At 72.3% G+C, this 24,509-nt stretch carries 21 protein-coding genes and 3 pseudogenes; 9 read left to right on the top strand and 15 right to left on the bottom strand.

Annotated features, from left to right (window positions below):
- Nucleotide 1: 1 nt before the first annotated feature.
- Nucleotides 2–847: an SDR family oxidoreductase gene (locus HB370_RS01500; RefSeq protein WP_030793913.1), complete on the bottom strand. Its 846-nt coding sequence runs from the start codon at nt 845–847 to the stop codon at nt 2–4.
- A 103-nt stretch (nt 848–950) separates the two neighbouring features.
- On the opposite strand from HB370_RS01500, the gene HB370_RS01495 reads away from it, so the two are divergent.
- Nucleotides 951–1,544: a TetR/AcrR family transcriptional regulator gene (locus tag HB370_RS01495; RefSeq protein WP_030793910.1), complete on the top strand. Its 594-nt coding sequence runs from the start codon at nt 951–953 to the stop codon at nt 1,542–1,544.
- 122 nt (nt 1,545–1,666) lie between these two features.
- Here the strand turns inward: HB370_RS01495 and HB370_RS01490 are convergent, their stop codons facing one another.
- Together HB370_RS01490 and HB370_RS01485 are read right to left on the bottom strand one after the other, a co-directional pair.
- A complete protein-coding gene (locus tag HB370_RS01490) occupies nt 1,667–2,056 on the bottom strand; it encodes a hypothetical protein (protein WP_051816199.1) in 390 nt (129 codons plus the stop codon).
- A 274-nt stretch (nt 2,057–2,330) separates the two neighbouring features.
- On the bottom strand, nt 2,331–3,269 hold the full coding sequence (locus HB370_RS01485) for an alpha/beta hydrolase (RefSeq protein ID WP_030793908.1): 939 nt from the start codon (nt 3,267–3,269) through the stop codon (nt 2,331–2,333).
- 107 nt (nt 3,270–3,376) lie between these two features.
- Here HB370_RS01485 and HB370_RS01480 point away from each other — a divergent pair, with 107 nt between their 5' ends.
- Both HB370_RS01480 and HB370_RS41595 read left to right on the top strand, forming a co-directional pair.
- Complete coding sequence (locus tag HB370_RS01480; protein ID WP_167512932.1) at nt 3,377–4,012, top strand: TetR/AcrR family transcriptional regulator; 636 nt, start codon at nt 3,377–3,379, stop codon at nt 4,010–4,012.
- Nucleotides 4,013–5,081: 1,069 nt separating this feature from the next.
- A pseudogene (locus tag HB370_RS41595) lies at nt 5,082–5,330 on the top strand (hypothetical protein); the annotation flags it as partial.
- A 131-nt stretch (nt 5,331–5,461) separates the two neighbouring features.
- Here HB370_RS41595 and HB370_RS41315 read toward each other — a convergent pair.
- Nucleotides 5,462–5,980: a hypothetical protein gene (locus tag HB370_RS41315; protein WP_244405342.1), complete on the bottom strand. Its 519-nt coding sequence runs from the start codon at nt 5,978–5,980 to the stop codon at nt 5,462–5,464.
- Nucleotides 5,981–6,116: 136 nt separating this feature from the next.
- Here HB370_RS41315 and HB370_RS41590 point away from each other — a divergent pair.
- Nucleotides 6,117–6,597 (top strand): annotated as a pseudogene (locus tag HB370_RS41590) (IS5 family transposase); the annotation flags it as partial.
- 155 nt (nt 6,598–6,752) lie between these two features.
- Here the strand turns inward: HB370_RS41590 and HB370_RS01460 are convergent.
- The gene (locus HB370_RS01460; RefSeq protein WP_030793903.1) at nt 6,753–7,316 is read right to left on the bottom strand and encodes a TetR/AcrR family transcriptional regulator; all 564 of its coding nucleotides are present in this window, start codon (nt 7,314–7,316) and stop codon (nt 6,753–6,755) included.
- Nucleotides 7,317–7,364: 48 nt separating this feature from the next.
- On the opposite strand from HB370_RS01460, the pseudogene HB370_RS01455 reads away from it, so the two are divergent.
- The 3 genes and pseudogenes from HB370_RS01455 to HB370_RS01445 all read left to right on the top strand — a co-directional run bounded on the left by HB370_RS01455 (nt 7,365) and on the right by HB370_RS01445 (nt 10,137).
- A pseudogene (locus HB370_RS01455) lies at nt 7,365–8,180 on the top strand (SDR family oxidoreductase).
- Nucleotides 8,181–8,249: 69 nt separating this feature from the next.
- The gene (locus HB370_RS01450) at nt 8,250–9,320 is read left to right on the top strand and encodes an aldo/keto reductase (protein ID WP_030793901.1); all 1,071 of its coding nucleotides are present in this window, start codon (nt 8,250–8,252) and stop codon (nt 9,318–9,320) included.
- Nucleotides 9,321–9,390: 70 nt separating this feature from the next.
- On the top strand, nt 9,391–10,137 hold the full coding sequence (locus tag HB370_RS01445; protein ID WP_030793899.1) for an SDR family oxidoreductase: 747 nt from the start codon (nt 9,391–9,393) through the stop codon (nt 10,135–10,137).
- A 320-nt stretch (nt 10,138–10,457) separates the two neighbouring features.
- Here HB370_RS01445 and HB370_RS01440 read toward each other — a convergent pair whose 3' ends face one another.
- Entirely contained in the window at nt 10,458–10,955 is a 498-nt protein-coding gene (locus HB370_RS01440; protein WP_030793896.1) for a tautomerase family protein, read from the bottom strand.
- 94 nt (nt 10,956–11,049) lie between these two features.
- Here HB370_RS01440 and HB370_RS01435 point away from each other — a divergent pair, with 94 nt between their 5' ends.
- Nucleotides 11,050–11,541 carry a helix-turn-helix domain-containing protein gene (locus HB370_RS01435; protein WP_030793893.1) on the top strand — a complete coding sequence of 164 codons (492 nt, stop codon included), beginning with the start codon at nt 11,050–11,052 and terminating at the stop codon, nt 11,539–11,541.
- Nucleotides 11,542–11,705: 164 nt separating this feature from the next.
- Here the strand turns inward: HB370_RS01435 and HB370_RS01430 are convergent, their stop codons facing one another.
- Together HB370_RS01430 and HB370_RS01425 are read right to left on the bottom strand one after the other, a co-directional pair.
- A complete protein-coding gene (locus tag HB370_RS01430) occupies nt 11,706–12,761 on the bottom strand; it encodes a YncE family protein (RefSeq protein ID WP_030793889.1) in 1,056 nt (351 codons plus the stop codon).
- 67 nt (nt 12,762–12,828) lie between these two features.
- Nucleotides 12,829–14,607: a hypothetical protein gene (locus HB370_RS01425; protein WP_157855669.1), complete on the bottom strand. Its 1,779-nt coding sequence runs from the start codon at nt 14,605–14,607 to the stop codon at nt 12,829–12,831.
- A gap of 153 nt (nt 14,608–14,760) precedes the next feature.
- On the opposite strand from HB370_RS01425, the gene fes reads away from it, so the two are divergent.
- On the top strand, nt 14,761–16,023 hold the full coding sequence (gene fes, locus HB370_RS01420; RefSeq protein WP_244405340.1) for an enterochelin esterase: 1,263 nt from the start codon (nt 14,761–14,763) through the stop codon (nt 16,021–16,023).
- Here the strand turns inward: fes and HB370_RS01415 are convergent.
- From HB370_RS01415 to HB370_RS01385, 7 genes are read right to left on the bottom strand one after another with little or no spacing between them, the layout of a single operon-like run.
- A complete protein-coding gene (locus HB370_RS01415; RefSeq protein WP_063766469.1) occupies nt 15,950–16,708 on the bottom strand; it encodes a 4'-phosphopantetheinyl transferase superfamily protein in 759 nt (252 codons plus the stop codon). The two genes, fes and HB370_RS01415, sit on opposite strands and share 74 nt — an antisense overlap.
- Nucleotides 16,705–16,899 (bottom strand): MbtH family NRPS accessory protein, encoded by a 195-nt coding sequence (locus HB370_RS01410; protein WP_037703297.1) that lies wholly within the window; start codon nt 16,897–16,899, stop codon nt 16,705–16,707. Before HB370_RS01410 ends, HB370_RS01415 begins: the two co-directional genes overlap by 4 nt.
- Nucleotides 16,896–20,774, bottom strand: coding sequence for a non-ribosomal peptide synthetase (locus tag HB370_RS01405; protein ID WP_030793875.1), 3,879 nt, complete (start codon nt 20,772–20,774; stop codon nt 16,896–16,898). Before HB370_RS01405 ends, HB370_RS01410 begins: the two co-directional genes overlap by 4 nt.
- Complete coding sequence (locus HB370_RS01400) at nt 20,771–20,998, bottom strand: phosphopantetheine-binding protein (protein ID WP_030793872.1); 228 nt, start codon at nt 20,996–20,998, stop codon at nt 20,771–20,773. The genes HB370_RS01405 and HB370_RS01400 overlap by 4 nt, the downstream gene beginning before the upstream one ends.
- A 3-nt stretch (nt 20,999–21,001) precedes the next feature.
- Nucleotides 21,002–21,634, bottom strand: a complete 633-nt coding sequence (locus tag HB370_RS01395) for an isochorismatase family protein (RefSeq protein ID WP_030793869.1) — start codon at nt 21,632–21,634, stop codon at nt 21,002–21,004.
- 19 nt (nt 21,635–21,653) lie between these two features.
- Entirely contained in the window at nt 21,654–23,282 is a 1,629-nt protein-coding gene (locus HB370_RS01390) for a (2,3-dihydroxybenzoyl)adenylate synthase (protein WP_030793867.1), read from the bottom strand.
- A complete protein-coding gene (locus tag HB370_RS01385; protein WP_030793864.1) occupies nt 23,279–24,478 on the bottom strand; it encodes an isochorismate synthase in 1,200 nt (399 codons plus the stop codon). The genes HB370_RS01390 and HB370_RS01385 overlap by 4 nt, the downstream gene beginning before the upstream one ends.
- Nucleotides 24,479–24,509 lie beyond the last annotated feature (31 nt).

Raw genomic sequence — 24,509 nt, 5'->3', positions numbered from 1 at the left:
GTCAGATCGCCTTTGTGTGGTCGGTGGAAGCGCTCAGCGTCGCGAACCGGCGTAGTTCTTCGAGTTGGTCGCTGCGGGCGTTCCCGATGCCGGCGAGGGCGTCGCTGCCGAGAGGAAGGCGCAGCGGGGGGCTCGGCATGTCGGCGAGGGCGACGAGGGCCTGGGCCATACGGGCGGGGTCGCCGGCCTGGCCTCCGACGGCGCCGGCGGAGCGCGCCAGCGCTTCGTGTACGTGGAGGTAGTCGGGGAGGGGGGTGCTGCCGGGCAGCCGGCTCGCCCAATTGGCGCGGAAGTCGGTGCGGGCTGCTCCGGGCTCCACGAGCGTCGTCCGGATGCCCAGCGGGGCGAGCTCGGCGGCCAGTGAGACGCTCAGACCTTCGAGGGCGTGCTTGCCGGCCGTGTAGGCGCTCATCCCGGGGGCGCCGATCTGCCCTGCCAGCGAGCTGATCTGCAGCACACGGCCCGCTTTCGCCGCGCGCAGGTGGGGCAGAGCGGCGCGCAGGACATTGGCGGCGGCGAAGAAGTTCACTTCGAACTGGGCGCGCAGCTCCGCGTCGTCCAGTTCCTCGAAGGGGCCCGCCAGCGCGTAGCCGGCGTTGTTGACGACGACGTCGAGGCGGCCGAACCCGGTGATCGCGTCATCCAGTACCGGACGCAGCGCACCGGCGTCGGTGATGTCCACGCTCACGGTGCGCAGACGCCCGGGAAAGGCGGCGGTCAGCGGTCGCAGCGGCTTGTCGGCACGCGTGACCGCGATCACTCGCTCACCTGCGTTCAGAACCTCACCGACCAGAGCCTGACCCAACCCTCCGGACGCGCCGGTGACCAGCCACACGCGAGACCCCATGCTTCACACCTCTCGCACGAGCAAATAAACGGACCAATCTTGTCCGTTTCTTCAGGGTAGAGGATGCGGACAGAAACTGTCCACTTATAGATAGGATGGGGCGATGAACACCGAGCGGCCTGCGACGACCCAGCGAACGGCGATGCCCGTGCGTGCCGACGCCCAGCGCAATGCCGCGCGGGTTCGCGCGGCCGCGCGTCGTGCCGTCGCCGCTCACGGGCTGGACGTGAGCTACCACGAGATCGCCCGGGAGGCCGGCGTCGGCGTGGGCACCGTCTACCGGCGCTACCCCGAACGCGACCAGCTCATGGCGGCGGTGCTGAGCGACATCCTCACCGAACTGACCGACACCGCACACCAGGCGCTGAACTGCGATGACGCCTGGGAGGGCTTCTCGTCGCTGTTCAGCGGCCTGGCCCTGGGCACCGCTCAGAACGCGGGACTGTCCGGCTCCCTGGACCAGCACGGCGGGCCCGCTGTCGCCCAGCAGCGCCACGAGCTCCTCGACCTCACCCGGAGGGTCATCGAACGCGCTCAGGACCAGGGACGTCTTCGCCGGGATCTGGCCTGGCAGGAAGTGCTGCGGCTGACCGGCGCCCCAGCGGTACAGGGATGCGTGCTGGGACTCGAGCCCGACCCTGCAAACGGTCACCATGTGGTGCTGACCGTTCTTCTCGACGGTCTACGGACCGGCTGACACCGGCGATGTGCCGCTCTCAGAAGCGGATGACATCGTGCCGGACGCGGTGGCGCACCGCGATGGTGCGCCACCGCGTCCGGTCCGGTGCGCACCGCACCACCGCCGTCCCGGAGGTGCGGCTACCTGGTGGTGCGGTGGGCCGGGTGCGCCTCCATCGCCTGCTTCATCCCTGCTGCCTCCAGCTGGCGCAGGACGTCGGCGACGTCGCCGTGGTCCTCGGGGAGGATGTTCTCGGTGGAGCGGATGATGGCCCGGGCGATGCCCGGCGGGAAGCCCAGGCAGGCGCCGTCGCCAGGAAGGAGTGCACGCACGGCTCCCCCTCGCAGTCGTCCACGGCGGTGACCGGGATGACGATGCGCGCGGCGACGTCCAGGAGCAGCCGGGTCCCGTGTCGTGGCGACCGCGCCGGCGGTGTCGATGTTCTCCGGCCTGCAACGCCCGGACATGTAGGCGAAGGCGTCGTCCAGCTCCATCGGGGCGAGCGGCGTGGTGACGGTGTTCTCGGCCATGGTGGCTCCTCAGTGCCTGCTCCTGAACCTCGTTGAGGACTGGTCAGGGTCCGTTTGGGTTCTCCGGGGGTGAGGGCCTGCCGTTTGGTGAACAGTCACCGTGACCGGTCGCCGAACGGCTCATCGGCCGGGGGGGGGCCACACTCTGCCGCCGATGAAGAGGCCGATCCGAGCGGCCCTGGACCGGCCGTTTCATGGCGAGGGGCAGCTCGGTGGTGGTCGCTGTCCCGCGGGCGTGCGGCAGAGGTTCGTCGGCTGGCGGTGCCAGGTTGGGTCAGTTGAAGGCCGTGGCCACGGCGTCCGAGAGCTGGTTCAGTATGTCCCGCGAGAGTTGCACCGAGCCGGTGAACGAGAGGAAGCCGTGAATGGCTCCTTCGACCGGGAGGTGCTGGACCGGTATGCCGGCGTCGGCCAGCTTGCGGGCGTAGTGGTCGCCCTGGTCGCGCAGGGGGTCGTTCTCGGCGGTGACGATGACGGCGGGAGCAAGTCCGGCCAGTTCGTCGCAGCGCGCCGGTGAGACCCGCGGGTCGGCGCCCTGGTCCGGGGTGCTGAGGTAGGCGCCCCAGAACCACTCGAGATAGGAACGGGAGAGGACGGGACCCGTCATGTTCTCGTACATCGAGGGGCTGTCGTCGAACCGGTCGACCGCCGGGTAGGCGAGCACCTGGAGCGTGATGCGAGGTCCCCCGCGGCGCAGGGATTCCTGTGCGAGAACCGCGGCAAGGTTGCCGCCGGCGCTCTCGCCGAACACGGCGATGCGCTCTCCGTCGCCCCCGAAGCCCGCGGCGTTGCCCGCGACCCAGGTCAGCGCGGCGTACGCGTCGTCGACTGCGGCCGGGAAGCGGTGTTCGGGTGCCAGCCGGTAGTCGACGGAGACCACGATCGTGCCGGAGCGGCTGGTCACGATGCGGGCGATGTTGTCCTGGGTGTCCAGGTCGCCGAAGACCCATCCGCCGCCGTGGAAGAAGAGCGTCACGGGCAGTGGCCCGGCGTCCGGCTCGGTGAAGGGCCGGTAGATGCGGACGGGTATGTCGCGGCCGATGGCAGGGACCGTGGTGTCCCGGACGTCGGCGACCGGTACGGGAGCGCCGGCCAGGGCGCCGAAGGCGCGCCCGAACGCGCGGTTCTCCGCCACCGTCAGGGTCTCGGGAGCCGGTCCGCCTTCTGCGGCCACTTCCTTGAGCAGAATCTCGATCTGGGGGTCGAGGGGCATGGCACTCACCTGTCTGAAGGGACGGCCACCCGGGATGGAATGACCTTTCCAGGATCATCGGCAGGGCATGATTGGAATGTCAATTCCAACTTGAGTAGCGTGGGCATATGAGCGCACCAGCGAGTACCGGAGAGCCGAAGAGACAGCGACTCACCAAGGGGGGCCGCAAGACCCGCGAACGCATCATCGAGGCCGCTGCGGAGCTGATGTTCCACCGCGGCGCGGGGGGCACGAGCATCCCGGACATCCAGGCGGCCGCCGGGGTCAGCGCGTCGCAGATCTACCACTACTTCGGCGACAAGCAGGGCCTGGTCCTGGCGGTCATCGACCACCAGACGGACACCCGGCTCGCCCAGCAGCGTCCGCTGCTGGACAACCTGGACAGCATCGAGGCCCTGCGCGAGTGGTGCGACAGGGCAGGGAGCCGGCAGGACGAAAGAGGATGCGAAGGCGGCTGCGAGATCGGCTCGCTCGCCAGTGAACTCGCCGACGGCGACCAGTCGGCACGGACCAGACTCGTCTCCGCCTTCGACCGGTGGGAAGAGCCCATCAGGTCGGGACTCGCACGCATGCAGGCACGGGGCGAGCTGAGCGAGCGCGCCGATACCGCCGCGCTCGCCACCGCTCTGCTGGCCGCCGTCCAGGGCGGCATGCTGCTGTCCCAGGTCCGCCGGTCGAGCACCGCCTACCGGCAGGCCGTGTCAGCGGTGATCGACCACATCGAGAGCCTCCTCGTCCGGTAGCGGCTTGGTGGCGTCAGCTCACCACTGACACCTTTCGACCTGCTGATACAGAGTTCCGGGAACAGGCACTCATCGTCGGGGCGCCCTGCTGATCGCGGCGGCCTCGAAGCCACGGTCGGAAATCCGGGCACCGTGTGACGCCGGCGGGCGAGAAACCCCTCCGTCGTGACTGCATCGTGATCAACCCGGAGGGGGAGAGTTCTCCTCCTCCGGCGGTCGGACTCTGTCCACAGGGCCGCGGTTCGAGGCGGCCGGAAAGACCTCCTCCGTGGGCCCCTCCACCACCCCACCGTCAGAAGCCGGACGTTTCCGCAGGTCAGATCCGGCGGACAGGGGGTGCCGCAGATCCGACAACCCTCATGCAGATGTCGCAAGGCGTCCCAGGCACTGGAGGACTTCGACCGGGCCTCGACGTCGGGAGCTCCTGCAAGCACTCGGGATCTTCCAGCGGGCCACGCCCGACCTACACAGGCCGTATGAGACGCAGCCGAGAAGAAACCGCACCCCAGGACTTGCCGGGCGACCTGTGGCACGCCCTGTCCCGAATCCAGCACACCCACCCCGCCCCCGTGGGCCGCATCGGGCCGCTCGCCCGCCCGGTCGGATGGCTGCCCTTCGCCGCGGCCGCCGACACCGTCCTCGCGGCCCGCGTGCAGCTGTCCGACGCCGAGACGATGCAGGAGCTGAACGAGACGCTCTGTGCGATCACCGGGAGCATGCACCCTCACTTCACCGGTCCCGGCGTCGCGCTGGAGGTAACGCTCGGCAGACGGCAGGAACTCCCGATCCACGAGGCCCACACTGCGGGCCTCACCGGCTCTTCCGCCACGCGCCGGCACCATCGGTGCCCGCAGCACGCCAGGGGGAGGCCGGTGCTTCCACTGCGGCGGCGGGACTGGGCGCGCCCGCCCGCTGTGGGAGCCGGCGGCCGGGCAAGCCTGAGCCAGCCGCCGCAGACCTCGCCCGTTCGAGGGAACCGGCGGCCTCCCGGGAGAGCTGGCCGACTCAACGACCGCGGGTCGGGTGACGACCGCACCCGGCTGTCAGCGGCGGCTGCCAGGCTGAACGGATGGACCGTGAAGACGAACAGCTGCTCCGCCGCCAGGTCCACGGCGCCGACCACGACGATCCCGATCCCAGACCGCTCCCGCACCGGACCCACGCCGAACTGGTCGGCGGCCCGCTGGACGGCCTGCTGCCGGACATCACCGGTCGAAGGCCCGACGAGGTCGATACCGGCGTCGCGCTGGCCACCGAGCTGGGGCAGTTCGGCCCCGGCGGCCGGGCCCTGTACGACCCGCGCCCCGGCGAGCCCGCGCTCTTCCGGCCCCGGGGTGAGCTGCCGCTGCTACCACTTCCGGCGGCACACCGTGACCACGGCGACAAAAGGAGGCGGCCCTCGCACCCGACGTTCAGGGTGCGAGGAGGACCGCCTTTGTTCCAGCAGGCTCACGCGGATGCCGCCGCCGGTTCCGGGCGCAGCGACGCCAGCGCAGAGCGCCGGCCCTTCTCCACCGTGCGCAGCTGCTCCCAGTCGACTTCCGGGTGTGCGGCGGGGATCGCGTCGACGGAGGCGGTGGTGTAGAGCGGGACGTCGACGGTTCCGGCCCGGCTGGTGCCGAAGCGGGCCTCGACCGACTGCGGGACGCGGACCGATCCGAGCCGCACCATGTGGTCGAAGTCGACCCTGCGCACCCGGAGCCGGGTGGCGGCCTGCTCGGGTCCGAGCGGGGTGTCGGCGACGACCAGCTCCGCCAGGTCCGCGCGGCGGCAGACCTGGTCGGCTTGGCCGGGGTGGTGCAGCGTCCCGTCCGGGTTCACGCTCAGGTCGACCAGGAGGCCGCGGTCGACGAACCGGCGCACCACGAACGCCGTCACGTTCGCCCGCTCGCCGATCACGTTGGGGGTGCCGAGCGCATCGGCTATCCGGTCCGCCGCCGCGCCGCCGGAGAACGCCAGGGTGGGCATTCGCGGCCCGGATGGCGTCGGCGTCCATCGCCTCCACGACGGCACGCGACCACCGCGACGACGACACGTCCGGGCGGGGATCAGGCCGGTGTGCCGGGCCCACCGGAAGGCGGCTACGGGCACCGTCAGGCGCTTGGCCCGCGGCGGACCGACCACGAAGATCCACCTCGCGGCCGACGGCCGGTGCCGGCCGCTGGTGTTCGTCCTCACCGCTGGTCAGGCCGCAGACGCACCTGCCTTCACGGACGTCATGGCCCGCCTGCGCTTCCGCGTCCTGTGGGACGTCCTCGCACCAGGCCGGACCTGGTCCTGGCCGACAAGGCGTACTCCTCCCGTGCGATCCGTGACCACCTGCGCAGACGCGGCGTCCGCGCGGTGATTCCGGAGCGGGCCGACCAGCAGGCCAACCGGCGGCGGCGCGGACATGCGGGCGGCAGACCGCCGGCCTTTGACCGCGAGGCATATAAGCAGCGCAACACCGTTGAGCGGTGCTCAACCGCCTGAAACAGGGGCGCGGCATCGCCACCCGCCACGAGCAGACCGCGACCATCCACCTCGCCGGACTCCACATCGCGGGCGTCTTCCCCGCCTGGGGCGGCGACGACAGGAAGACCTGAGGAGCCGTTCGGGCGCTGTCGCGAGGTGGGGAACGAGCCGAACGTAGGCAACCATCCCGATGGTCCTCACCAAGGTCCGGGGTACCACGACCGCCGCGGCAGCAGCCATGCCGTCCGGCATGGGCCGACGCCTCGCCGAACCGCTGGAGTGTCGATCAGCGGGTCCTGAGCCCGTCGACGACGACGTCCAGCATCCGGTTCAGCTGGGGGCGCTGCTCGGGTGTGCCGGCCACGGAGAGCAAACCGGCGAGGATGCCGCCCACCTCGACCGGGTCGATGTCGCTGCGCAGTTCCCCTGCTGTGACGCCGGCCTCGAGCACCATCGCCAGGACTTGCTGGACCTCGTCGCAGACCGGTCCGGTGCCGAAGCGGCCGGAAGCGCTCATGGCGACCAGGGCCTCGCAGATGCCGCGTCGTTCGCCGGCCCAGTCGGCGAATCGGAGCATCCACGCGTGGAGGGCCTGCGCGGGCGGCTTGGTGGCCAGCAGGGTGCGCGCGGCTTCGCGCAAGGGGCGGGTCTGGTCCCGGTAGACCTCTTCGACCAGATCCTCTCGGGTGGGGAAGTGCCGGTAGAGGGTGGCGTTCCCCACTCCCGCGCGTTTGGCGATCGCGTCCAGCGAGATCGGGCGTCCGGAGGCGAAGGCTTCGGCGGCCGTGGCGATCAGCTGCTCGCGGTTGCGCTGCGCGTCGGCGCGCAGGGTGCTGCGTGGAGGTGTCATGACCTTCGCGATCGTGAGTGTCGGATAGGGCTCGGGAACGATTCGGGGATGTCCCCGGTTCAGTGTACGGTGAGACAACCGGGGAGTTCCCCGGTTACGGGTGGTCTCGCCCATCGCTTCAGCGACGAAAGGTTTGCCATGCCTACAGCGCTCATCACCGGGGGGACGACCGGGATCGGCAGAGCGGCGGCCGAGCTGCTGCACGCCCGCGGCTACCGGGTCGCGGTCACCGGACAGAATCCCGAATCCGTCGCGCGGGCGCAGTCCGGACTCCCCGGTGACGTGCTCGTCGTCCGGTCCGACGGGCGCGTGCTCTCCGACACCGACGCCCTGATGTCGGCGGTGTCGGCGCGGTTCGGAGCGTTGGACCTGCTCTTCCTCAACGCCGGGATCTTCCGTCCGGCACCGGTTGCCGAGGTGACGGAGGAATCGTTCGACGAGCACGCCGACCTCAACTTCAAGGGCCAGTACTTCACTCTTCAAAAGGCCCTTCCCCTCATGAACGACGGCGGCTCGATCGTGCTGACCGTCGGCGTCGGTTCCCGTCATGGCGCCCCTGGCGCCACGGTGGGGGCGGCGACACGCGGTGCGCTGCTCGCCATGCTGCCCTCCCTCGCGCTCGAACTGGCCCCGCGCAGGATTCGCGTCAACGCCGTGAGCCCCGGGACCACCGACACTCCGCTGCTCGACAAGCTGGGGGTGCCCTAGAGCGGCCGGGACGCCATGCGCTCGAAGATCCCCTTCAAGCGCTTCGGCACCAGCCAGGAGGTCGCGGAAGCAGTCGCCTTCCTCGCCTCGGACGCCGCCGGCTACATCACCGGCCAGGACATCACCGTGGCCGGCGGCTACGGCCTCGGCGCCTGAAGCCCGGGCGAGTCGACCACCGATCCGCACCTCTCGAACGCCACGAACCGCACCTCACAGGAGAACACGATGGCACTCGCTCTCGACACCTATCGGCTGCTGGGCCGTTCCGGACTCCGGGTCTCACCGCTGGCGCTGGGCACGGCGACCTTCGGCACCGAGTGGGGTTGGGGCGCCGAGCGCGACGAGGCGCGCAGGCTCTTCGACCGCTACACCGAACTCGGCGGCAACTTCTTCGACACCGCCAGCACCTACACCAACGGCAGCTCCGAGCGACTGCTCGGCGAATTCGCCCGCGCCAACCGCGACAAGATGGTGCTGGCGACGAAGTACTCGACGCTGCGTCAGCCCGGTGACCCGAATTCCGGGGGTGCCCACCGCAAGAGCATGCTGGCGTCGGTGGAAGCCAGTCTGCGGCAGCTGAACACCGACTACATCGATCTGCTCTATGTGAACGTATGGGACTTCAGGACGCCGGTGGAGGAGATACTGCGGGGCCTGGACGACCTGGTGAGGCAGGGCAAGGTGCTGTACGTGGCGATCTCCAGCGCCCCGGCCTGGCAGGTGTCGCGCATGCAGGCGATCGCCGACCTGCGCGGCTGGTCACCACTGGTCGCACTGGAGACCGAGTACAGCCTGATCGAGCGCACCGCGGAGCGTGACCTGATCCCGATGGCACGCGAGATGGGACTCGGCGTGGTCCCCTTCTCCCCATTGGGCGGCGGGGTGCTCACCGGCAAGTACAGCCGGGAGGACCAGGACCAGGCGAGCTCCGTTGTCGGCGAAACCGCCGGCAACCGCAAGACCCTCAACGTCGCCCTGGGATGGGTCACCGACCGCAACCTTGCCATTGCCGATGTGGTGAAGGAGGTGGCCTCGGAGCTAGGCCGCACACCCGCCCAGGTCGCACTGGCCTGGACCCTGAGCGCCCCGGGCGTGACGGCACCCATCATCGGGGCCCGCACCATCGCCCAGCTGGAGGACAACCTGGGTGCTCTGCGGGTCGACCTCACTCCCTCCCACCTGGCCCGCCTCGACGAGGTCAGCTCCATCGACCTCGGTAATCCGCACGATCTGCTCGCCAGCGATCACATCCGCACGGTCACCACAGGCGACATGAAGATCGAAACCCGCGGCTGATTCGCTTCATGAATGGCGACATCCAGCTCTATCGGCATGTTTTTGATGATGGAACGGAGAGACCTCGGTTATGGGTGCGTACAGTGACAAGAATGTGGTGATCACGGGTGGCAGCAGTGGCATGGGGCTCGCGCTGGCGGAGCTGCTGGTGCAAGGCGGAGCCCGCGTGGTGATCACCGGCCGCTCTCAGGCCAAACTCGACGCGGCACGCGAACGGCTCGGCGAGAATGCCGTGGCTGTCCGGGCGGATGTGGCCTCACTGTCCGACCTGGATATGCTCGTCGGCCGTGTGAAGAGCGAACTCGGTTCGAATGAGGCTTTGTTCGTCAACGCCGGCATCTCATCCCTCACGCCCCTCGAGTCGACGACCGAGGACGTGTACGACGAGCTGTTCGCGATCAACGTCAAGGGCGCCTTCTTCACTGTGCAGAAGCTCGCTCCGCTGCTGAGCGCGAACGCCGGCATCGTCCTCACCACCTCGATCGCGAACGTCATCGGCATGGTGGACACCAGCGTCTATGCGGCCGGCAAGGCGGCGCTGCGCTCGATGGCCCGCACCTTCTCCCGCGAGCTGCTTCCGCGGGGAATCCGTGTCAATGCGATCAGCCCGGGCCCCATCGACTCGGGGATCCTGGAAACGATGAACCTGTCCAAAGAGGCCGCTGACCAGTTCAGGGCGGAGCGGACCGCGAGCAACCCCATGAAGCGCTACGGCACCGTCGAAGAGTTCGCCAAGGCGGCCGCATTCCTCGCCTTCGATGCCACGTACACCACAGGTATCGAGCTGGCCGTGGATGGCGGCGAAACCCAGCTCTGAGCTCGTCTGCCGTCCCGCCACGGGCGTAAGGCCCACTACCACGGCGGTTTCAGCGAGGAGTTGCAACACGTGGTCGTGTGGATCAGGCCGCGAGCAGTTTGTGCAGGCGCTCGACTGGGGATTCCCAGCCGAGCGTTTTGCGTGGGCGGCCATCGAGTTCGGCGGCGACGGCGTCAAGACGCCCGCACCAGGAGGTTGTTGCTGCCCACGAAGACACGCCGACTGAACCTTCCCCCTCCAAGTGGACACCTGTTTGTGCCGTTATGCGGCGAGGGTGCTGGTGACCAGATGCTGTTCGTTGGCGATCGGAGCCGCAGTCCTCAGGGCAGGCGGGCGTGTTCGGCTCGGCTGGCGGCGATCCGCTCGCGCGCGAGCGTACGGGCCCGCTTGGTGTCGCCGCCGGTGAGTCGGGCGAGGATCGTCGCGAGCGGCCTGATCCGGCCCCAGCCGCCCCAGTGGCCCTCGGGGATCTCGGTGGGGAATACCCAGATCCGGCTGGCGTCACGCGGCCAGGCGCCGTTCTCCGCGTCGAGGATCGCCTCGGTGACCTCGGCGATGACACTCGCACGCTTCTGTTCGTCGAGCTGGCCCTCGGGGACGGACGGGACGACCTTGTAGCGAGGTGCGTCCGCCGGTTCACCGCCGACGTAGATGCCGGCCGGCCGGTGCAGCCAGAGCCAGGAGACGGAACGGCTCACCGGGTCGGCGGGGTCGAACCCCTCGTTGCGGACGAGGATCTCCGTGATGCGGTTCAGCAGCGCCGCCTCGGCGTCCGGCTGGAGCGCGCCGTCGGGGATGTACACGTCGAGCATGGGCATGGCCGATCTCCTTAGTGAGTTTTATTTTTCAACTCAGGTCGGAGGCTACGAGGGCTAAGTACAACTTGTAAACCCAGAGGGGTACACTCGTCCCATGGAGACGCGGCGAATCGACCCGGTGAACTGCTCAGTGGCGCGCGCCCTCTCGGTGGTGGGGGAGCGCTGGTCGCTGCTGATCGTCCGTGAAGCGCTGGACGGCGCGCGCCGGTTCGGAGAGTTCCACTCCCGCCTCGGGATCGCCAAAAACCTTCTGGCGACTCGGCTCGAAACCTTGGTGACCGCGGGAGTGATGCGCCGCGTGCCCTATCAGGAGCCCGGGGATCGGCAGCGCTTCGCCTACGAGCTCACCGAGCAGGGCCGGGCGTTGCGGCCCACGCTCGTGGCGCTCCTGGAATGGGGCGACACCTACCTCGCCGACCCGCAGGGCCCGTCGGTCATCGTCCGACACCGGCCCGTCGACGATGGGAGCTCCTGCGACGAGCCGGTCAAGGTCGTCCTCGAGTGCGCTGCGGGGCACAGCCACCTCGCCCCGGAAGACGTCTGCCGCACGCCCGGGCCGGGGGCGCGCTTCCTGGAAAGCTCCTGAGATCCCAGGATCGTACTCAGCAGCCCGCATCGCGCGATCACGTCAGCCGACAGGCCCCTGATCCCCCGGTCGCTGATGACTCGGTCCCGCGCGGGGCACGGGTGAGGCCCGGCACGCACCGTTGCCGACCGTGGCGGGGCGTGCCGGGCACCAGGGGTGGGACGTCAGCGCGCGAGGCGGATCTCGGTGAGCGTGTCCTCGGCCGCGCCGGCGCCCGACTTGTCCACCACGTACGCGGTGCCGTCGGCGATCTCCACGTGGTTCGGGTTGGCGCCGGTGGCCACGGTTTCCTCGACGACGCCCTTCTTGACGTCGACGCGGGTGACGTTGGCGGCGGTGCGGTTGACGACCAGGACGTCGCCGGAGCGCTCGTCGGTGGCGACCGACAGGGCGCCCGCGCCGGTCGCCACCGACTTGGTGACGACGCCCTTCTTGAGGTCGATCACGGACACGGTGCCCGACGCCTGGTCGGCGGTGTAGGCGGTCTTGCCGTTCTTCGACAGGGAGACGGAGATCGCGCCGTCCCCGGCCGGGATGAAGACCGGCGTCGTGGAGCCGCGCTTCACCGCGATGAGCCGGTCGTTGGTCATGTCGGCGGCGTAGACCGTGCCGGTCCTTTCGTTGACGGCCAGGCCGGCCGGGCCGGAGCCGTCGACGGTGACGCGCTTCTTCTCCTTGAACGTCTTGCTGTCGAAAGCGACGAGGCTTCCGTCGCCGAAGGCGCTCGCCCAGACGGTGTCGTGCCTCTCGTCGACGGCGATCTCGCGGGCGTGGCCGACGTTCGGCAGGGTGGCGAGGTGCTCGCCGGTGCGCTGGCTGTAGACGGACACCGTGTTGTTGCGGGTGTTGGTCGTCCAGACGGTGTTGTGCTCATCGTCCACGGCGACGCCGTAGACGGCCTCGACGGCACCGGTGGCGGCGTCGGTGACCGGCGGGGTGATGTCCGCCTTGACGGTGAGGGTCTTGGGGTCGACCTTCAGCAGGTGGGACTCGGTGACGGGCGGGCGGCCGACGGCGGCGGTGACCCACAGCACGTGGTTCCGCTCGGAGTAAGCCGACTGGTACAGGCCCTTGGTGAGCTTGGCCGTGCTGACGGTCGAGCCGCCGGTGTGCGCGGAGGCGGTGCCCGCCAGGGTCAGGACGCCGCCGGCGGCGACCGCCACGACGACGGCCGAGGCGATCGCGGTGCGGCGGTGGGTGCGGGTGCCGGTGTGGGACATGGTGGGAGTGCTCCCTTGTCGTAGGGGTGTTGGAACTCTTCGGGAGAGGTGGTTCGGAAAGGTGGTCTCACGCGCCGTGCGCGGGCCGCGCGGTACGACGCCGTACCACCATCAGCGTGGTGGCGGCGGCTCCCGTGGCCCCGCCCGCCGCAGCGGCTGCCGCGGACCAGGCGACCGTCGCGTGGGAGACCGTGGAGTGGGACGCGGCCACCAGGGCCTGCGTGGCCGTGCCCGGCGCGGTCATGGCGGACCCCTCCGTGCCCGGACCGGCCGCCGCGGCGGCGGCGTTGACGGTGAACTCCACCTTCAGCGAGGTGGGCGGGTCGGGCGCGAGGAAGCGCAGCCAGTGGGCGCCGGCGGAGGTGGCGGCGGGGACGGTCACGTCACCCTCGTGGGAGCCGTCGCCGTCGGTCTTCCACTGGCCGAGGATGGCCTCGTCGTCGAGCTTGACCGTGACCTGCTTGCCCGCCGGGAATGCGGTCACCTTGAAGTGCAGGGTGCCTCCGGGCTGCACCTCGCCGGCGGTGATCTCTGCCTTGGCGCCCGCGTCGTCGGTGGCGGCGGCCGGGGCGCCGGAGGCCGCCGGCACGGGAACGGCGACGCCGCCCGCCGCGCCGGACGGCGAGCCGCCGGGGGACCCGGAGGACGCGGCGGCTTCGGACGTCACGGTGAAGTCGGCGCGCAGGCTCGTGGGCGGGTCCGGGGCGAGGAAGCGCAGCCAGTGGGCGCCCTTCGTGGCGTCCGGTGGAACGGTGACGATCCCGGCGTGCGATCCGTCGGAACCGACCGTCCACCGGCCGAGGATCTTGCTGTCGTCCAGCTTCACCGTCAGCTGTCGCCCCGCCGGGAAGCCCGTCACCCGGAACGACACCTTGCCGCCCGCGGCCACCCGGGAGCCGCCGGTGACGGTCGCGGAAGCAGCGGGGGAGGCGCCGGTGGACGTACCGGAAGAAGCGGAGCCCCGACCGGAGCCGTTGGTGTCCGTGACGCCGCCGACGCCGCCCGGCCCGCTCGCTCCGCCCGAGCCGCCCGCTGTGCCCGACCCGCCCGAGCCGCCGCCCGGCGAGGGCGAGGACGACGTGACCGTGAGATCCGCCCTGAGGCTGGACGCCGGGTCGGGGGCCAGGACGCGCAGCCAGTGCGCCCCGGCCGCGGTCGGGGCGGGGACGGTGACCGTGCCGGTGAAGGTCCCGTCGGCCTTCACCGCGCCGTTCCACCGGCCGAGGACGGCGCCGCCGTCCAGTTTCACCGTGATGTTCTGGCCCTTGGCGAACCCGGACAGAGCGAAGGAGACCCTGCCGCCGGCCGTGACCTTGTTCCCGCCGGTCAGCCTGACCTTCGGGTCCGTCGCGGGCGCGGTGGTCCGCGAGGGCGTCGGGGCCGGCGTGGGAGTGGGGGAGGCGGGCGGGGCGGCGGTGACCGTGAGGCTCTCGCTCTTGAGACTCGTCCCGGTCGCCAGGAACCGGAGCCAGTGGCCGTCGCCCGTGCTCGTCGCCGCCGGGATCGTCACCCGGCCCGAGACGCTGCCGCCGTCGCCGACGGTGAACTGCGCCAGCAGCGTCGCGTCGTCGAGTTTGACGCTCAGCATGCCGCCGGCCGGGAAGCCGGTGGCGGTGAACCGCACCTCCCCGCCGGCCCGTACGGACGTCGTGTCCAGGGCGACCGCGGGTGCGGCCGTGTTCACCGCCGTCAGCGCCACCCTGCCGGTGAGGTCCGTACCGCCGGTGCCGGCGGCGGCCGACGGGGCGGCGACGAGGGCGCCGAGACCGAGGGCGGTGCCCGCGGTCACGGCCACCACGCGGCCCCGGCGGGCAGCGGGGGACGAAGCGGATCTGACAGAGGTCATGAAGCTGCTCCAGGCAGGCGGACGCCACTCGGAACGTCCGATGAGGAGGAGGGCACGTGAGGGGCGGCGCGGCGGCCGGCCGGTAAAGCGACGTGCGATCAAGTAAGGTAAGGCTAACCTAACTAGAAGATCGTGAGCAGTCAAATGAAAACCGTGCACAGCCTCTTCACCGATCCGCCCGGGGCCACGGCGAGCCACCCGCCCCGCCTGCCCCGGCCGAACCCCGTCCCCCGGCTCCCCGAGCCGGTCCGCGCGCTGCCGGGTCCGGCCGGCGTGGAAGAGTTCTGGAAGGACGTGCGCCGCCTCGGCACGCCGCTGGTGGGGCCCGATCCGCAGGGCAGCCCCGAGCACCGGGCGGTGACGTTCCTGTGGCGCGGCACCCCGGCCACCCGGGCCGTCGAGGTGCTGCCCAACAAGCTGGGCGACCCGCGCGACCCGGCGGGCAACCTGATGACACACGTACCGGGCACGGACGTCTGGCACTGGACCCTGCGGCTCAGGCACGACTGGCGCGGTACGTACGACTTCCACGTCGACGAAGGGGACGTGGAAGCCGCGGACACCGAGGGCGGCCACTGGCGCCGGCTGCGGTCCCGGCCCCGCCCCGACCCGTTCAACGACCGCGCCCTGCCGCGCCGATGGGGCGGCGGGCAGGTGTCGTACGCCGAACTCCCCGCCGCGCCCGACGCGGGCGACTGGCGGCCCCGGCCGGACATCGCGCACGGCACCCTCAGCGAGCACCGGATGCCGAGCGCCCGGCCGGGCGGGGACCGGCGGGTCTGGCTGTACGCGCCTGCCGGAGAGGCCCCGGCCGGCGGGCTGCCGGTGCTGGTGCTGCTGGACGGCGAGCACTGGGGACCCCGGCTCGGCCTGGCGCACCTGCTCGACAACCTCATCGCCGACGGACGCCTCCCGCCGCTGGCCGCCGTGCTGCCGGAGGCCGTCGACGAAGCCACCCGCTGGGCGGAGCTGAGCTGCCGCCCCGACTACGTCGCCCACCTCGCGGACGAACTGCTGCCGTGGGCGGCCGGGCACCTGCCCGTCACCGCCGACCCGGCGCGTACCGTCGTCGCCGGGCAGAGCCTGGGCGGGCTCACCGCCGCCTACGCGGCCGCGGCCGCCCCGCACCGCTTCGGCAACGCCCTCGTCCAGTCGGGTTCCTTCTGGTGGCCGGCCGGGGAGGACGCCGAGTGGCTCACCCGGGCGCTCGCCGCCGCGCCCCGGCTGCCGGTGCGGTTCCGGCTCTCCTTCGGCGAGCAGGAGTGGGTGGCGCTGCCCGCCGCCCGGCGACTGCGCGACACCCTGCGGGACCGGGGGTACCACGACTCCTCCTACCGGGAGTTCAACGGCGGTCACGACTACCTGTGCTGGCGTACCGAGCTGGCCGACGGCCTCGTGGAACTCCTGGGCCGCTGACCCGGCTCTCCTCGCGCACCGCGCAGGCGGCGGCCCAGCCGGGCGGCACCTCGACATCGGTGACGCGCCAGCCGGGCACCGTGGCGGGCCGGGGACCGGTGCCGAGGTACAGCCCGCGCAGGGCCTCGCCGGAAAGACCCTCGCCCGTCGCCTTGCCATACGCCTCCTTGCGGGTCCAGCAGTGCGCGAAGGCGCCGGGTCGGGCCCCGGGCGGCAGCCGCGCCAGCTCGGCCCGTTCGGCGTGGTGCAGGGCCCGGGCGGCGTCCTCGGCCAGGCGCGGTCCGGGCACCCGCTCCACGTCGACGCCGACCGGCCGCCCGGCCAGGGCCAGCAGGGCGAGGCCGGCGGTGTGCGCGAGGGAGAAGTGCAGCCGGTCACTGGCCGGTCCGGCGACGGCGGGACGGCCGTGCGGCCCGCCGCAGCCGGGGCACGGCAGCCGGGTCAGCGCCACCTCGGCGGGTGGCAGGCCCAGCCGATCACCGAGCAGGCGGCGCAGCGTGCCGTGGGCGGCCACGTACAGCGCCCGGTCGGCGGGCCGCCGCAGCGCCGCCGCCCGTCGGCGCTCGACCGGGTCGAGGACGCCCAGAAGGGCGGCGTCCGGCGGTGCGTCCGGGGCGGGGGCGCGCACCACCCACAGGGACGCGTCCCTCCGCCCGGCCGGCCGCACCTGCGTCACCGCGCTCACCCCCGGCCCGTCTCCACCACGCGCAGGCACGCCGCGTGCGGGGCCGGGCCGAAGCGGGCCGTCCATCCGGCCGGCACCGCACACCAGGCCGGCCACAGGGACCGCAGTCCGTCCGCGTTCTCCAGTACCAGATGGCTGTCCGCACGCTCGTCGGACGGGGCGTCGAAGGGTCCGGTGGTGTCGGCGCTCATGCGTCCAGCTCCTTCAGCCGGGCGGCCAGCACCGCCGCGATGTCGTCGAGGTACCGGTCCCGCATCAACTGCGGGTGGGTGCACGGCAGATCGAGGTTGACGATCCGTCCGGTCACATACGGCCGCCACGCCTCCCGGGTCAGCCAGTCCTCCGCACGGGGCGCGGCGGCGGTGAAGAACAGCACGTCGCCGTCGTAGACGCGGTGTTCGTGCGCGCGCATCATCCGGGCGTGGTTGGGGACGATGTCGACGATCCGGGACAGGGTGCGGTCGGTGAGCCCGGCCAGCGGGCTGCCGGCCGCGCGCAGCGTGGCGAGCACGTCCTCGCGGGTGCGTTCGGTGGTGCGGTCGAAGCCCGCCATGCGCAGCACCGCGGTGAGCGCGTCGCCCTCCTCGGGCGCGGGCCGCTCCCGCCACTGCTCGGACGGGAACGCGTCGAGCAGCGCGAGGAGTTCGACCCGCTCCCCGGCCTCCTGGAGCAGGACGGCGACGGTGTGCGCGAGGACACCGCCGACCGACCAGCCGACCAGGCGGTACGGGCCGTGCGGCTGGATCTCACGGATGCGCGCCGCGTAGTCCTCGGCCTCCTCCTGGAGCGTGCGCGGCAGTTCCTCCTCGCCCGACAGACCACGGGCCTGAAGGCCGTACACCGGCCGGCCGGGGCCGAGCCGCGCGGTCAGTCCCGCGTAGCACCAGGCCAGGCCGCCCGCCGGGTGGATGGCGAACAGCGGGGTGCCCCCGTCCTCGGCGCGCAGCGGCAGGACCACGCCCAGGGCGTGGTCCGAGGCCGGGGCGGCGGCGTCCAGCCGGGCGGCCAGCGCGGCGGGCGTCGGCGCCTCGAACAGCGACCCGAGGGTCAGCTCGCGGCCGAACTCCTCCCGGACGCGGCCGATCAGGCGCACGGCGAGCAGCGAGGTGCCGCCGAGGTCGAAGAACGCGTCGTCGGGACCGACGCCCGCCGCGCCCAGCACCTCGGCGAACAGCCCGGTCAGCGCCTCCTCGCGGGCCGAGGCGAACGGCCGCGTCCCCGCGGCACCGGCGAAGACCGGGGCGGGCAGTTCCCGGCGGTCCAGCTTGCCGTTGGGCGAGAGCGGGAAGGCGTCCAGTGCCACCACGGCCGCCGGGACCATGTGCTCGGGCAGTTCCCGGGCCAGCGCCGTTCGGATCTCGGCCGGGTCCGCGCCGCCCGTCACATACGCCACGAGCCGGTCCTCGCGGACCAGCGCGCACGCCGCGTCCACGCCCGGCAGGGCCGCCAGCGCCGCCTCGATCTCGCCCGGCTCGATGCGCTGTCCGCGCAGCTTGACCTGGTGGTCGGTGCGGCCCAGGTACTCGACCTCGCCGTCGGCCGTCCAGCGGGCCAGGTCGCCGGTGCGGTACATCCGGCCGCCCGCCGGGCCGAACGGGTCCGCGACGAACCGGGTCGCGTTCAGCTCGGGCCGGCCCAGATAGCCGTCGGCGAGCTGGACGCCCGCCAGGTACAGCTCACCGGGCACTCCGGGCGGGCAGGGCTGAAGGGCCGAGTCCAGGACGTACAGGCGGGTGTTCCACACCGGCCGGCCGATCGGCACCGGACCGCCGTGGGCCGGATCGCACGCGTGATATGTGACGTCCACCGCGGCCTCGGTCGGCCCGTACAGGTTGTGCAGCCCGACGTCCGGCAGGGCGCGGGCGAAGGCGTGCGCGGCCTGGCGGGGCAGCGCCTCGCCGCTGCAGAACACCCGGCGCAGCACGCCCGCGCAGCCGGCGGCCTCCGGCGCGCCCAGGAACACCTGGAGCATCGACGGCACGAAGTGGCAGGTGGTGACGGCGTGTTCGCGGATCAGCCGGGCCAGGTACACCGGGTCCTTGTGCCCGCCGGGTTCGGCGACCACCAGCGTCGCGCCCTCGCGCAGCGGCCAGAAGAACTCCCACACCGACACGTCGAACGACGACGGCGTCTTCTGCAGCACCCGGTCGGCCGGCGTCAGCCCGTACTCGGCCTGCATCCAGCGCAGCCGGTTGTCGATGGCCCGGTGCGGCACGACGACGCCCTTGGGCCGGCCGGTGGAACCGGAGGTGTAGATGACGTACGCCGGGTGGGCCGGGGTGAGCGCGCGGCCCGGGTCGGTCCACGAGTACCCGGAGGTGTCCAGCCCGTCCAGCACGACCACGTCGGTGCCGGTGCCCTCCGGGAGCCGGCCGGCGCGGTCGGCGAGCGCGCACACGGGCGCGGCGTCGGCGAGCATGTACGCCAGCCGCCGCGCCGGGTAGTCCGGGTCCAGCGGCAGGTAGGCGGCGCCCGCCTTCAGCACCGCCAGCAGCGACACGACCAGCTCCACCGAGCGCGGTACGGAGACGGCGACGACCGTGCCGGGCCGGGCGCCGCGGGCCTGGAGGTGCCGGGCCAGCCGGTTGGCGCGCGTGTTGAGCTCGGCGTAGGTCAGCGCGGTGTCCCGGAAGACCACCGCGGTGGCGTCCGGCGTGCGGGCGGCCCGCGCCTCGATGGGGCCGATCAGGGTGGTCGGCGGCAGTGCCCGCTCGGTGCGGTTGAACTCCTGGACCACCAGCTCCCGTTCGGCCGGGGTGGCGATCGGGTGGACCGCGAGCGGGGCCTGCGGGTCGGTGCCGGTGAGCCGGTCCACCAGGTGCAGGAAACGCTCCTGGTGCGCGGCCAGGTCGGCGTCCTCGTACAGCGCCGGGTTGCCGTCGTGGTCGATGCGCAGGCCCCGGCCGTCGGCCCGGTCGTAGACGTTCACCGTCAGGTCGTCCACCGGGCCCGCGGACAGGTTCCGGGCCCGGGCGGGGGCGCCCGCGAAGCCCACGCCGTAGTCGAACGGCATGATGTTGACGAGCGGACCGGCCAGGGCGCGGCCCTCACCGAGCAGGCCCAGATCGCGGCGGATGTCCTCGTAGCGGTAGCGCTGGTGGCGGCGGACCTCGCGGATGCCGAGCACCACCTGCCGCACCAGTTCCGCGAAGGCCGCCCCGGGAGTGACGCGCAGCCGCAGCGGCAGCACGTTCATCACCATGCCGGGCACGCGCAGCGCCACCGACCCCATGCGGCCCATCATCGGCAGGCCCAGCACCACGTCGGTGCGGGCCGTGGCGCGGGCGGTGTACAGCGCCTGGGCGGCGATCAGCACGTCCGGCCACGTCGCGCGGAGCCGGCCAGCCAGGTCCTTCAGCCGCTCGGTGGCCTCCGGGGAGAGGTGCGTCGTACGGCGCAGGAACGTACGGCAGGGCAGCGCGCCGCGCCCGGCCGGCCGGGGCGCCTCGGGACGGTCCTCGAACGCCTCCGACCAGTGGGCGCGGTCCGCCGCGAAGGCCGGCGAGGACCGGTAGGCGGCGTCGTCCTCGACGAGCGAGGCCAGCGTGCCGAAGGACCGCGGGGCGGGCTCCTCGCCACGCGCCAGCGCCGTGTAGACCTCGGCGGTGCGGCGCACCAGCAGCGAATAGCCGTAGCCGTCCATGACGAGGTGGTGGATGCACTGGTACCACAGCCACCGGTCCTCGCCGACCCGGAACAGGGCGTGCCGGAACAGTGGTCCGGCCGCCAGGTCGAACGGCTCGGCCAGGTCGGCGCGCATCCACGCCTCCGCCTCGGCGGGCGTGGCCGCATCCCGTACGGTCAGCGGCGGTTCGACGTCCGCCGCGACGTGCTGCCGGGGTCCGTCCGGAGTGTCCTCGATCCGCACCCGCAGCGCCTCGGCCTCGGCGGCCACCCGGCGCAGCGCCTCGGTGAACAGCGCGGTGTCCAGCGGCCCGTCGATCTCCAGGCACTCGGCGGTGTTCAGCGCGGGGCTGAGCGGATCGAGGGCCTGCGCGAACCACATGCCCGACTGGGCGGCCGTCAGCGGCAGCACCGACGCGACCGGCTCCGCGGCGGCGGTCATGCCGCCCCCAGCAGCCGGGCCCACGCCTCGATGGCGGGCTGCTCGGCGAGGTCCGCGAAGCCGGCGGTCACGGCGTGCTCGTGACGCCACCGCTCCAGCAGCGCCATGATGCGGACCGAGTCCAGGCCGTAGTCGACCAGGTTCTCGTCGACGGGTATGTCCGCCGGGTCCTCACCGAGGCAGTCGGCGACATCGGTACGGATCTGTTCGACGGTGAGCGCCATGCCTCAGACCTCCTGGAGGAGTGTGTCGGTGGTGGTCACGACCGCGCAGCGGCCGGCGGCGTAGCGCAGGGCCATGTCGTGGTCCGCGCGGGAGAAGTCCGCGACCGCGTCCGCGACGACGAACGCCCGGATGTCCCGCTGCCAGGCGTCGACGGCGGTCATCAGCACCCCGATGTGCGCGTACACGCCGGTGATGACGATCTGGTCGCGGCCCTTGTCGCGCATCAGCTCAGCCAGTTCGGTGCGGACGAAGGCGCTGTACTTCCATTTGGTCAGCACCGTGTCGCCGTCCGCCGGGGCGACGGTGTCGGGAACGGCGAGCCTCTCCGGGTCGTCGGCGACACCGGGTCCCCAGAAGTCCAGCTGGAGGCCGCGCTGTTCGGGCGTCTGGCCGCCGCGCTGGGCGGAGTAGACGACCGGTACGCCGAGCCGGCGGTACGCCTTCAGCAGCCGTGCGGTGTTGGCGAGCATGCCGGTCAGGGGCTGCTCGCCGGCCGGGAAGGCGCCGAGGAAGTGCTGTTGCAGGTCGTGCACGAGCAGGACGGCACGCGCCGGGTCCACGGTCCAGGCCACGCGGCCATCGGGCAGCTCGTCCGGTGCCGGGAGCGGGTAGGGGGCGATGGCGGGAAGTGCCATGGGGGAGCCTCTCGGAGGGTCAGGACTGTTCGGCGGCGGACCGCAGGTGCTTCTTGCTGATCTTGCCGACGCCGGTGTGCGGGAAGGCGTCGACGAACTCCACGAGGTCGGGGACCTTGTACGCGGCGATGCCCCGCTCCCGGACGAACCGTTTGACCGCCACCGGCTTCAGCGGCTCGGCGCCCTCACGGAGGATGACGTAGGCGAGGGAGCGCTCGCCGAGGTACTCGTCGGGGACGGCGACCACGGACACGTCGTGCACGGCCGGGTGGGCGAGGATGATGTTCTCGACCTCCTCCGGCGCGATCTTCTCGCCGCCCCGGTTGATCTGGTCCTTGGCCCGGCCCTCGACGACGAGGTGGCCGCTGGGCAGGCGGCGCACGATGTCGCCGGTGCGGTAGAAGCCGTCCTCGGTGAACGAGCGGCGGTTGTGCCCGGGGGCCCGCCAGTAGCCGCGGATGGTGTACGGGCCGCGGGTGAGCAGGTGCCCGAACTCGCCCTCCGGCACGTCGTCGTCCTGGTCGTCGACGACGCGTATCTCGTCGTCCGGGGAAATGGGCCGGCCCTGGGTGGTGACGACCGTCTCGGTGTCGTCGTCCAGCCGCGTGTAGTTGACCAGGCCCTCCGCCATGCCGAAGACCTGCATCAGCCGGCACCCGAGCGCGGGCTCCAGGCGGCGGGCCGCCGACTCGCTGAACTTGGCGCCGCCGACGAGGACCAGTTCCAGGCTGGACAGGTCGTGCGCGGTGGCGGCAGCGGCGTCCGTCCACAACAGGGCCAGCGGCGGCACCAGACCCGTCATGGTGATCCGTTCGCCCTCGACGAGCGGGAACGCGGTCGCCGGGTCGGGCCTCGGGCAGAGCACCACCGTGCCGCCCGCGTACAGCACGCCGAGCCAGCCCGGCGAACTCATCGGGAAGTTGTGCGCGGCGGGCAGCACGACCAGGAACCGGGTGCCGTCGTCCACCCCGCAGATCTCGTTCGAGCTCCGCAGCGAGTACATGTAGTCGTCGTGGGTGCGCGGGATCAGTTTGTTCAGCCCCGTCGTGCCGCCGGACAGCTGGAGGAAGGCCAGCTCGTGCGGCTCGGGCCCGTCGAACGGCCCCGACGGCTCGCACGGCACCTCGCTCAGCGCGGTGTGCTCACCGGGATCACCGGCCACGAAGACGTGCCTCAGGGACGGCGTCCGCTCCCGCATCAGCGCGGCCAGCTCGCGGTGGTCGTAGCCGGCGTGCCGGTCCGGGACGACGTACGCGACGGCCTCGGCGAACGAGCAGAAGTGCGCGATCTCCGTCTCGCGGTGCGCGGGCAGCGCGTACACCGGCAGCGCGCCGATCCGGAACAGGGCGAAGACCACCTCGACGAACTCGCCGGTGTTCGGCAACTGCACGACGACCCGGTCGCCCTTGCGGATGCCGCGCGCGAGGAACCCGGCGGCCAGCCGGTCGGCCCGCTCGTCCAGTTCCCGGTACGTCCAGGTACGGCGCTCGGGGGCCGGGTCGACCAGGGCGGTCCGGTCGGGGTGGGCGGCGGCACGCTCGCGGAGCATGTCACCGAAGGTCTGGCCGCGCCAGTAGCCGGCGGCGCGGTAGCGCTCGGCGAACTCGGGCGGCCAGGTGGGGGCGTCCACACCGGGGGTTATGGTCACAGGGAGGCTCCAACGGCGTGCAGGAAGGTACGGAACTTGGCGGCGGTCTCGGCGGTCTCGGCCTCCGGCGTCGACGCGGCCACGACCCCGGCCCCGGCGAACAGGCGCAGGGTGTTGCCCTCGGCCTCGGCGCAGCGGATCGTCACGACCCACTCGCCGTCACCGTCGGCGTCCTGCCAGCCGACCATCCCGGTGTAGGCCCCCCGGTCGAAGGGCTCCGACTCGGCGATCACCTGCCGGGCCAGGTCGGTCGGGGTGCCGCACACGGCGGGCGTGGGGTGCAGCGCGGACGCCAGGTCCAGCGCGGTGGTGGCGTCGGGGTCGGCCAACTCGCCGGTGACCGTGGTCGACAGGTGCCACATCGCGGCGGTGCGCGCCAGCGTCGGCCGCTCGGGCACCTGAAGGGCGGTGCAGAACGGCGCCAGCGCCTCCCGTACGGCGGCCACCACCACGGCGTGTTCGTGGAGGTCCTTCTCGGACTCCAGCAGCGCGACCGCGCGCCGGACGTCCTCGGCCAGGTCCTCGCTGCGCGGCGCCGAGCCCGCGAGCGGGTTGGCGGTCAGCCGCCCGCCCTGCCGTGCCACCAGCAGTTCCGGGCTGGCGCCGATCAGGGTGCGGCCCGGGCCGCCGGGCACCGCGAAGGTGTAGCCGGACGGGTCGCGGCGGGCCAGCCGGCGCAGCATCGCCGGCAGGTCGGGGGCGCGGTCCGAGGTCAGTTCCAGGCTGCGGGCGAGGACGACCTTGTCCAACTCACCGGCCCGCATGCGGGCGACCGCCGCCGCGACGGCGGCGCCGTACCGCTCGGACGAGGGCACTTCCTCGACCCGCCAGTCCGGCCGGTCCGCGTCGTCCGGTACCGGCAGCGCGACCAGCGGGTCCTCACGCAGCGGCGGCGCCCAGTGCACCACGTCCGGCACCGCCAGCGCGGCCGGCCCGTCCGGGGCGAAGGGCAGCGCGCCGACGACGACCGGCGCCGCGGCTCCCGGCCGGCGCAGCCCGTCGAGGGTGTCGCGCACCCGCAGGGCCGGCGGGCGGGAGTCGTCGGGTATGACGGCGGCGGTGCCGCGGCCCAGCAGCGTCCGGTGGGGGGTGGCCACGAACCGGTCGGTGACCGGGCTGTAGGCGTCGAGCAGGGAGGTGGCCGCGCCGGGGGAGACCGGCGCGAACGCGGTGGGTGCGTGCAGGGAAACGGACATCTCAGTCTCCAGTGAGGAAGGGGCCGGGCCG

The sequence above is a fragment of the Streptomyces sp. DSM 40868 genome (assembly GCF_011820545.1).
Classification (GTDB): Bacteria; Actinomycetota; Actinomycetes; order Streptomycetales; family Streptomycetaceae; genus Streptomyces; species Streptomyces eurythermus.
This window is presented reverse-complemented; position numbering and strand designations above follow the sequence as displayed.

Excerpts from the sequence above, each read along its gene's own strand:
- HB370_RS01485 (WP_030793908.1), bottom strand. The coding sequence starts at position 3,269 with ATGCCCCTCGACCCCCAGATCGAGATTCTGCTCAAGGAAGTGGCCGCA.
- HB370_RS01385 (WP_030793864.1), bottom strand. The coding sequence starts at position 24,478 with ATGTCCGTTTCCCTGCACGCACCCACCGCGTTCGCGCCGGTCTCCCCC.
- HB370_RS01445 (WP_030793899.1), top strand. The coding sequence starts at position 9,391 with ATGGGTGCGTACAGTGACAAGAATGTGGTGATCACGGGTGGCAGCAGT.
- HB370_RS01430 (WP_030793889.1), bottom strand. The coding sequence starts at position 12,761 with ATGTCCCACACCGGCACCCGCACCCACCGCCGCACCGCGATCGCCTCG.
- HB370_RS01400 (WP_030793872.1), bottom strand. The coding sequence starts at position 20,998 with ATGGCGCTCACCGTCGAACAGATCCGTACCGATGTCGCCGACTGCCTC.
- HB370_RS41315 (WP_244405342.1), bottom strand. The coding sequence starts at position 5,980 with ATGCCCACCCTGGCGTTCTCCGGCGGCGCGGCGGCGGACCGGATAGCC.
- HB370_RS01495 (WP_030793910.1), top strand. The coding sequence starts at position 951 with ATGAACACCGAGCGGCCTGCGACGACCCAGCGAACGGCGATGCCCGTG.
- HB370_RS01395 (WP_030793869.1), bottom strand. The coding sequence starts at position 21,634 with ATGGCACTTCCCGCCATCGCCCCCTACCCGCTCCCGGCACCGGACGAG.
- HB370_RS01440 (WP_030793896.1), bottom strand. The coding sequence starts at position 10,955 with ATGCCCATGCTCGACGTGTACATCCCCGACGGCGCGCTCCAGCCGGAC.
- HB370_RS01490 (WP_051816199.1), bottom strand. The coding sequence starts at position 2,056 with ATGGCCGAGAACACCGTCACCACGCCGCTCGCCCCGATGGAGCTGGAC.
- HB370_RS01480 (WP_167512932.1), top strand. The coding sequence starts at position 3,377 with ATGAGCGCACCAGCGAGTACCGGAGAGCCGAAGAGACAGCGACTCACC.
- HB370_RS01410 (WP_037703297.1), bottom strand. The coding sequence starts at position 16,899 with ATGAGCGCCGACACCACCGGACCCTTCGACGCCCCGTCCGACGAGCGT.
- HB370_RS01460 (WP_030793903.1), bottom strand. The coding sequence starts at position 7,316 with ATGACACCTCCACGCAGCACCCTGCGCGCCGACGCGCAGCGCAACCGC.
- HB370_RS01425 (WP_157855669.1), bottom strand. The coding sequence starts at position 14,607 with ATGACCTCTGTCAGATCCGCTTCGTCCCCCGCTGCCCGCCGGGGCCGC.
- HB370_RS01500 (WP_030793913.1), bottom strand. The coding sequence starts at position 847 with ATGGGGTCTCGCGTGTGGCTGGTCACCGGCGCGTCCGGAGGGTTGGGT.
- HB370_RS01405 (WP_030793875.1), bottom strand. The coding sequence starts at position 20,774 with ATGACCGCCGCCGCGGAGCCGGTCGCGTCGGTGCTGCCGCTGACGGCC.
- HB370_RS01450 (WP_030793901.1), top strand. The coding sequence starts at position 8,250 with ATGGCACTCGCTCTCGACACCTATCGGCTGCTGGGCCGTTCCGGACTC.
- HB370_RS01435 (WP_030793893.1), top strand. The coding sequence starts at position 11,050 with ATGGAGACGCGGCGAATCGACCCGGTGAACTGCTCAGTGGCGCGCGCC.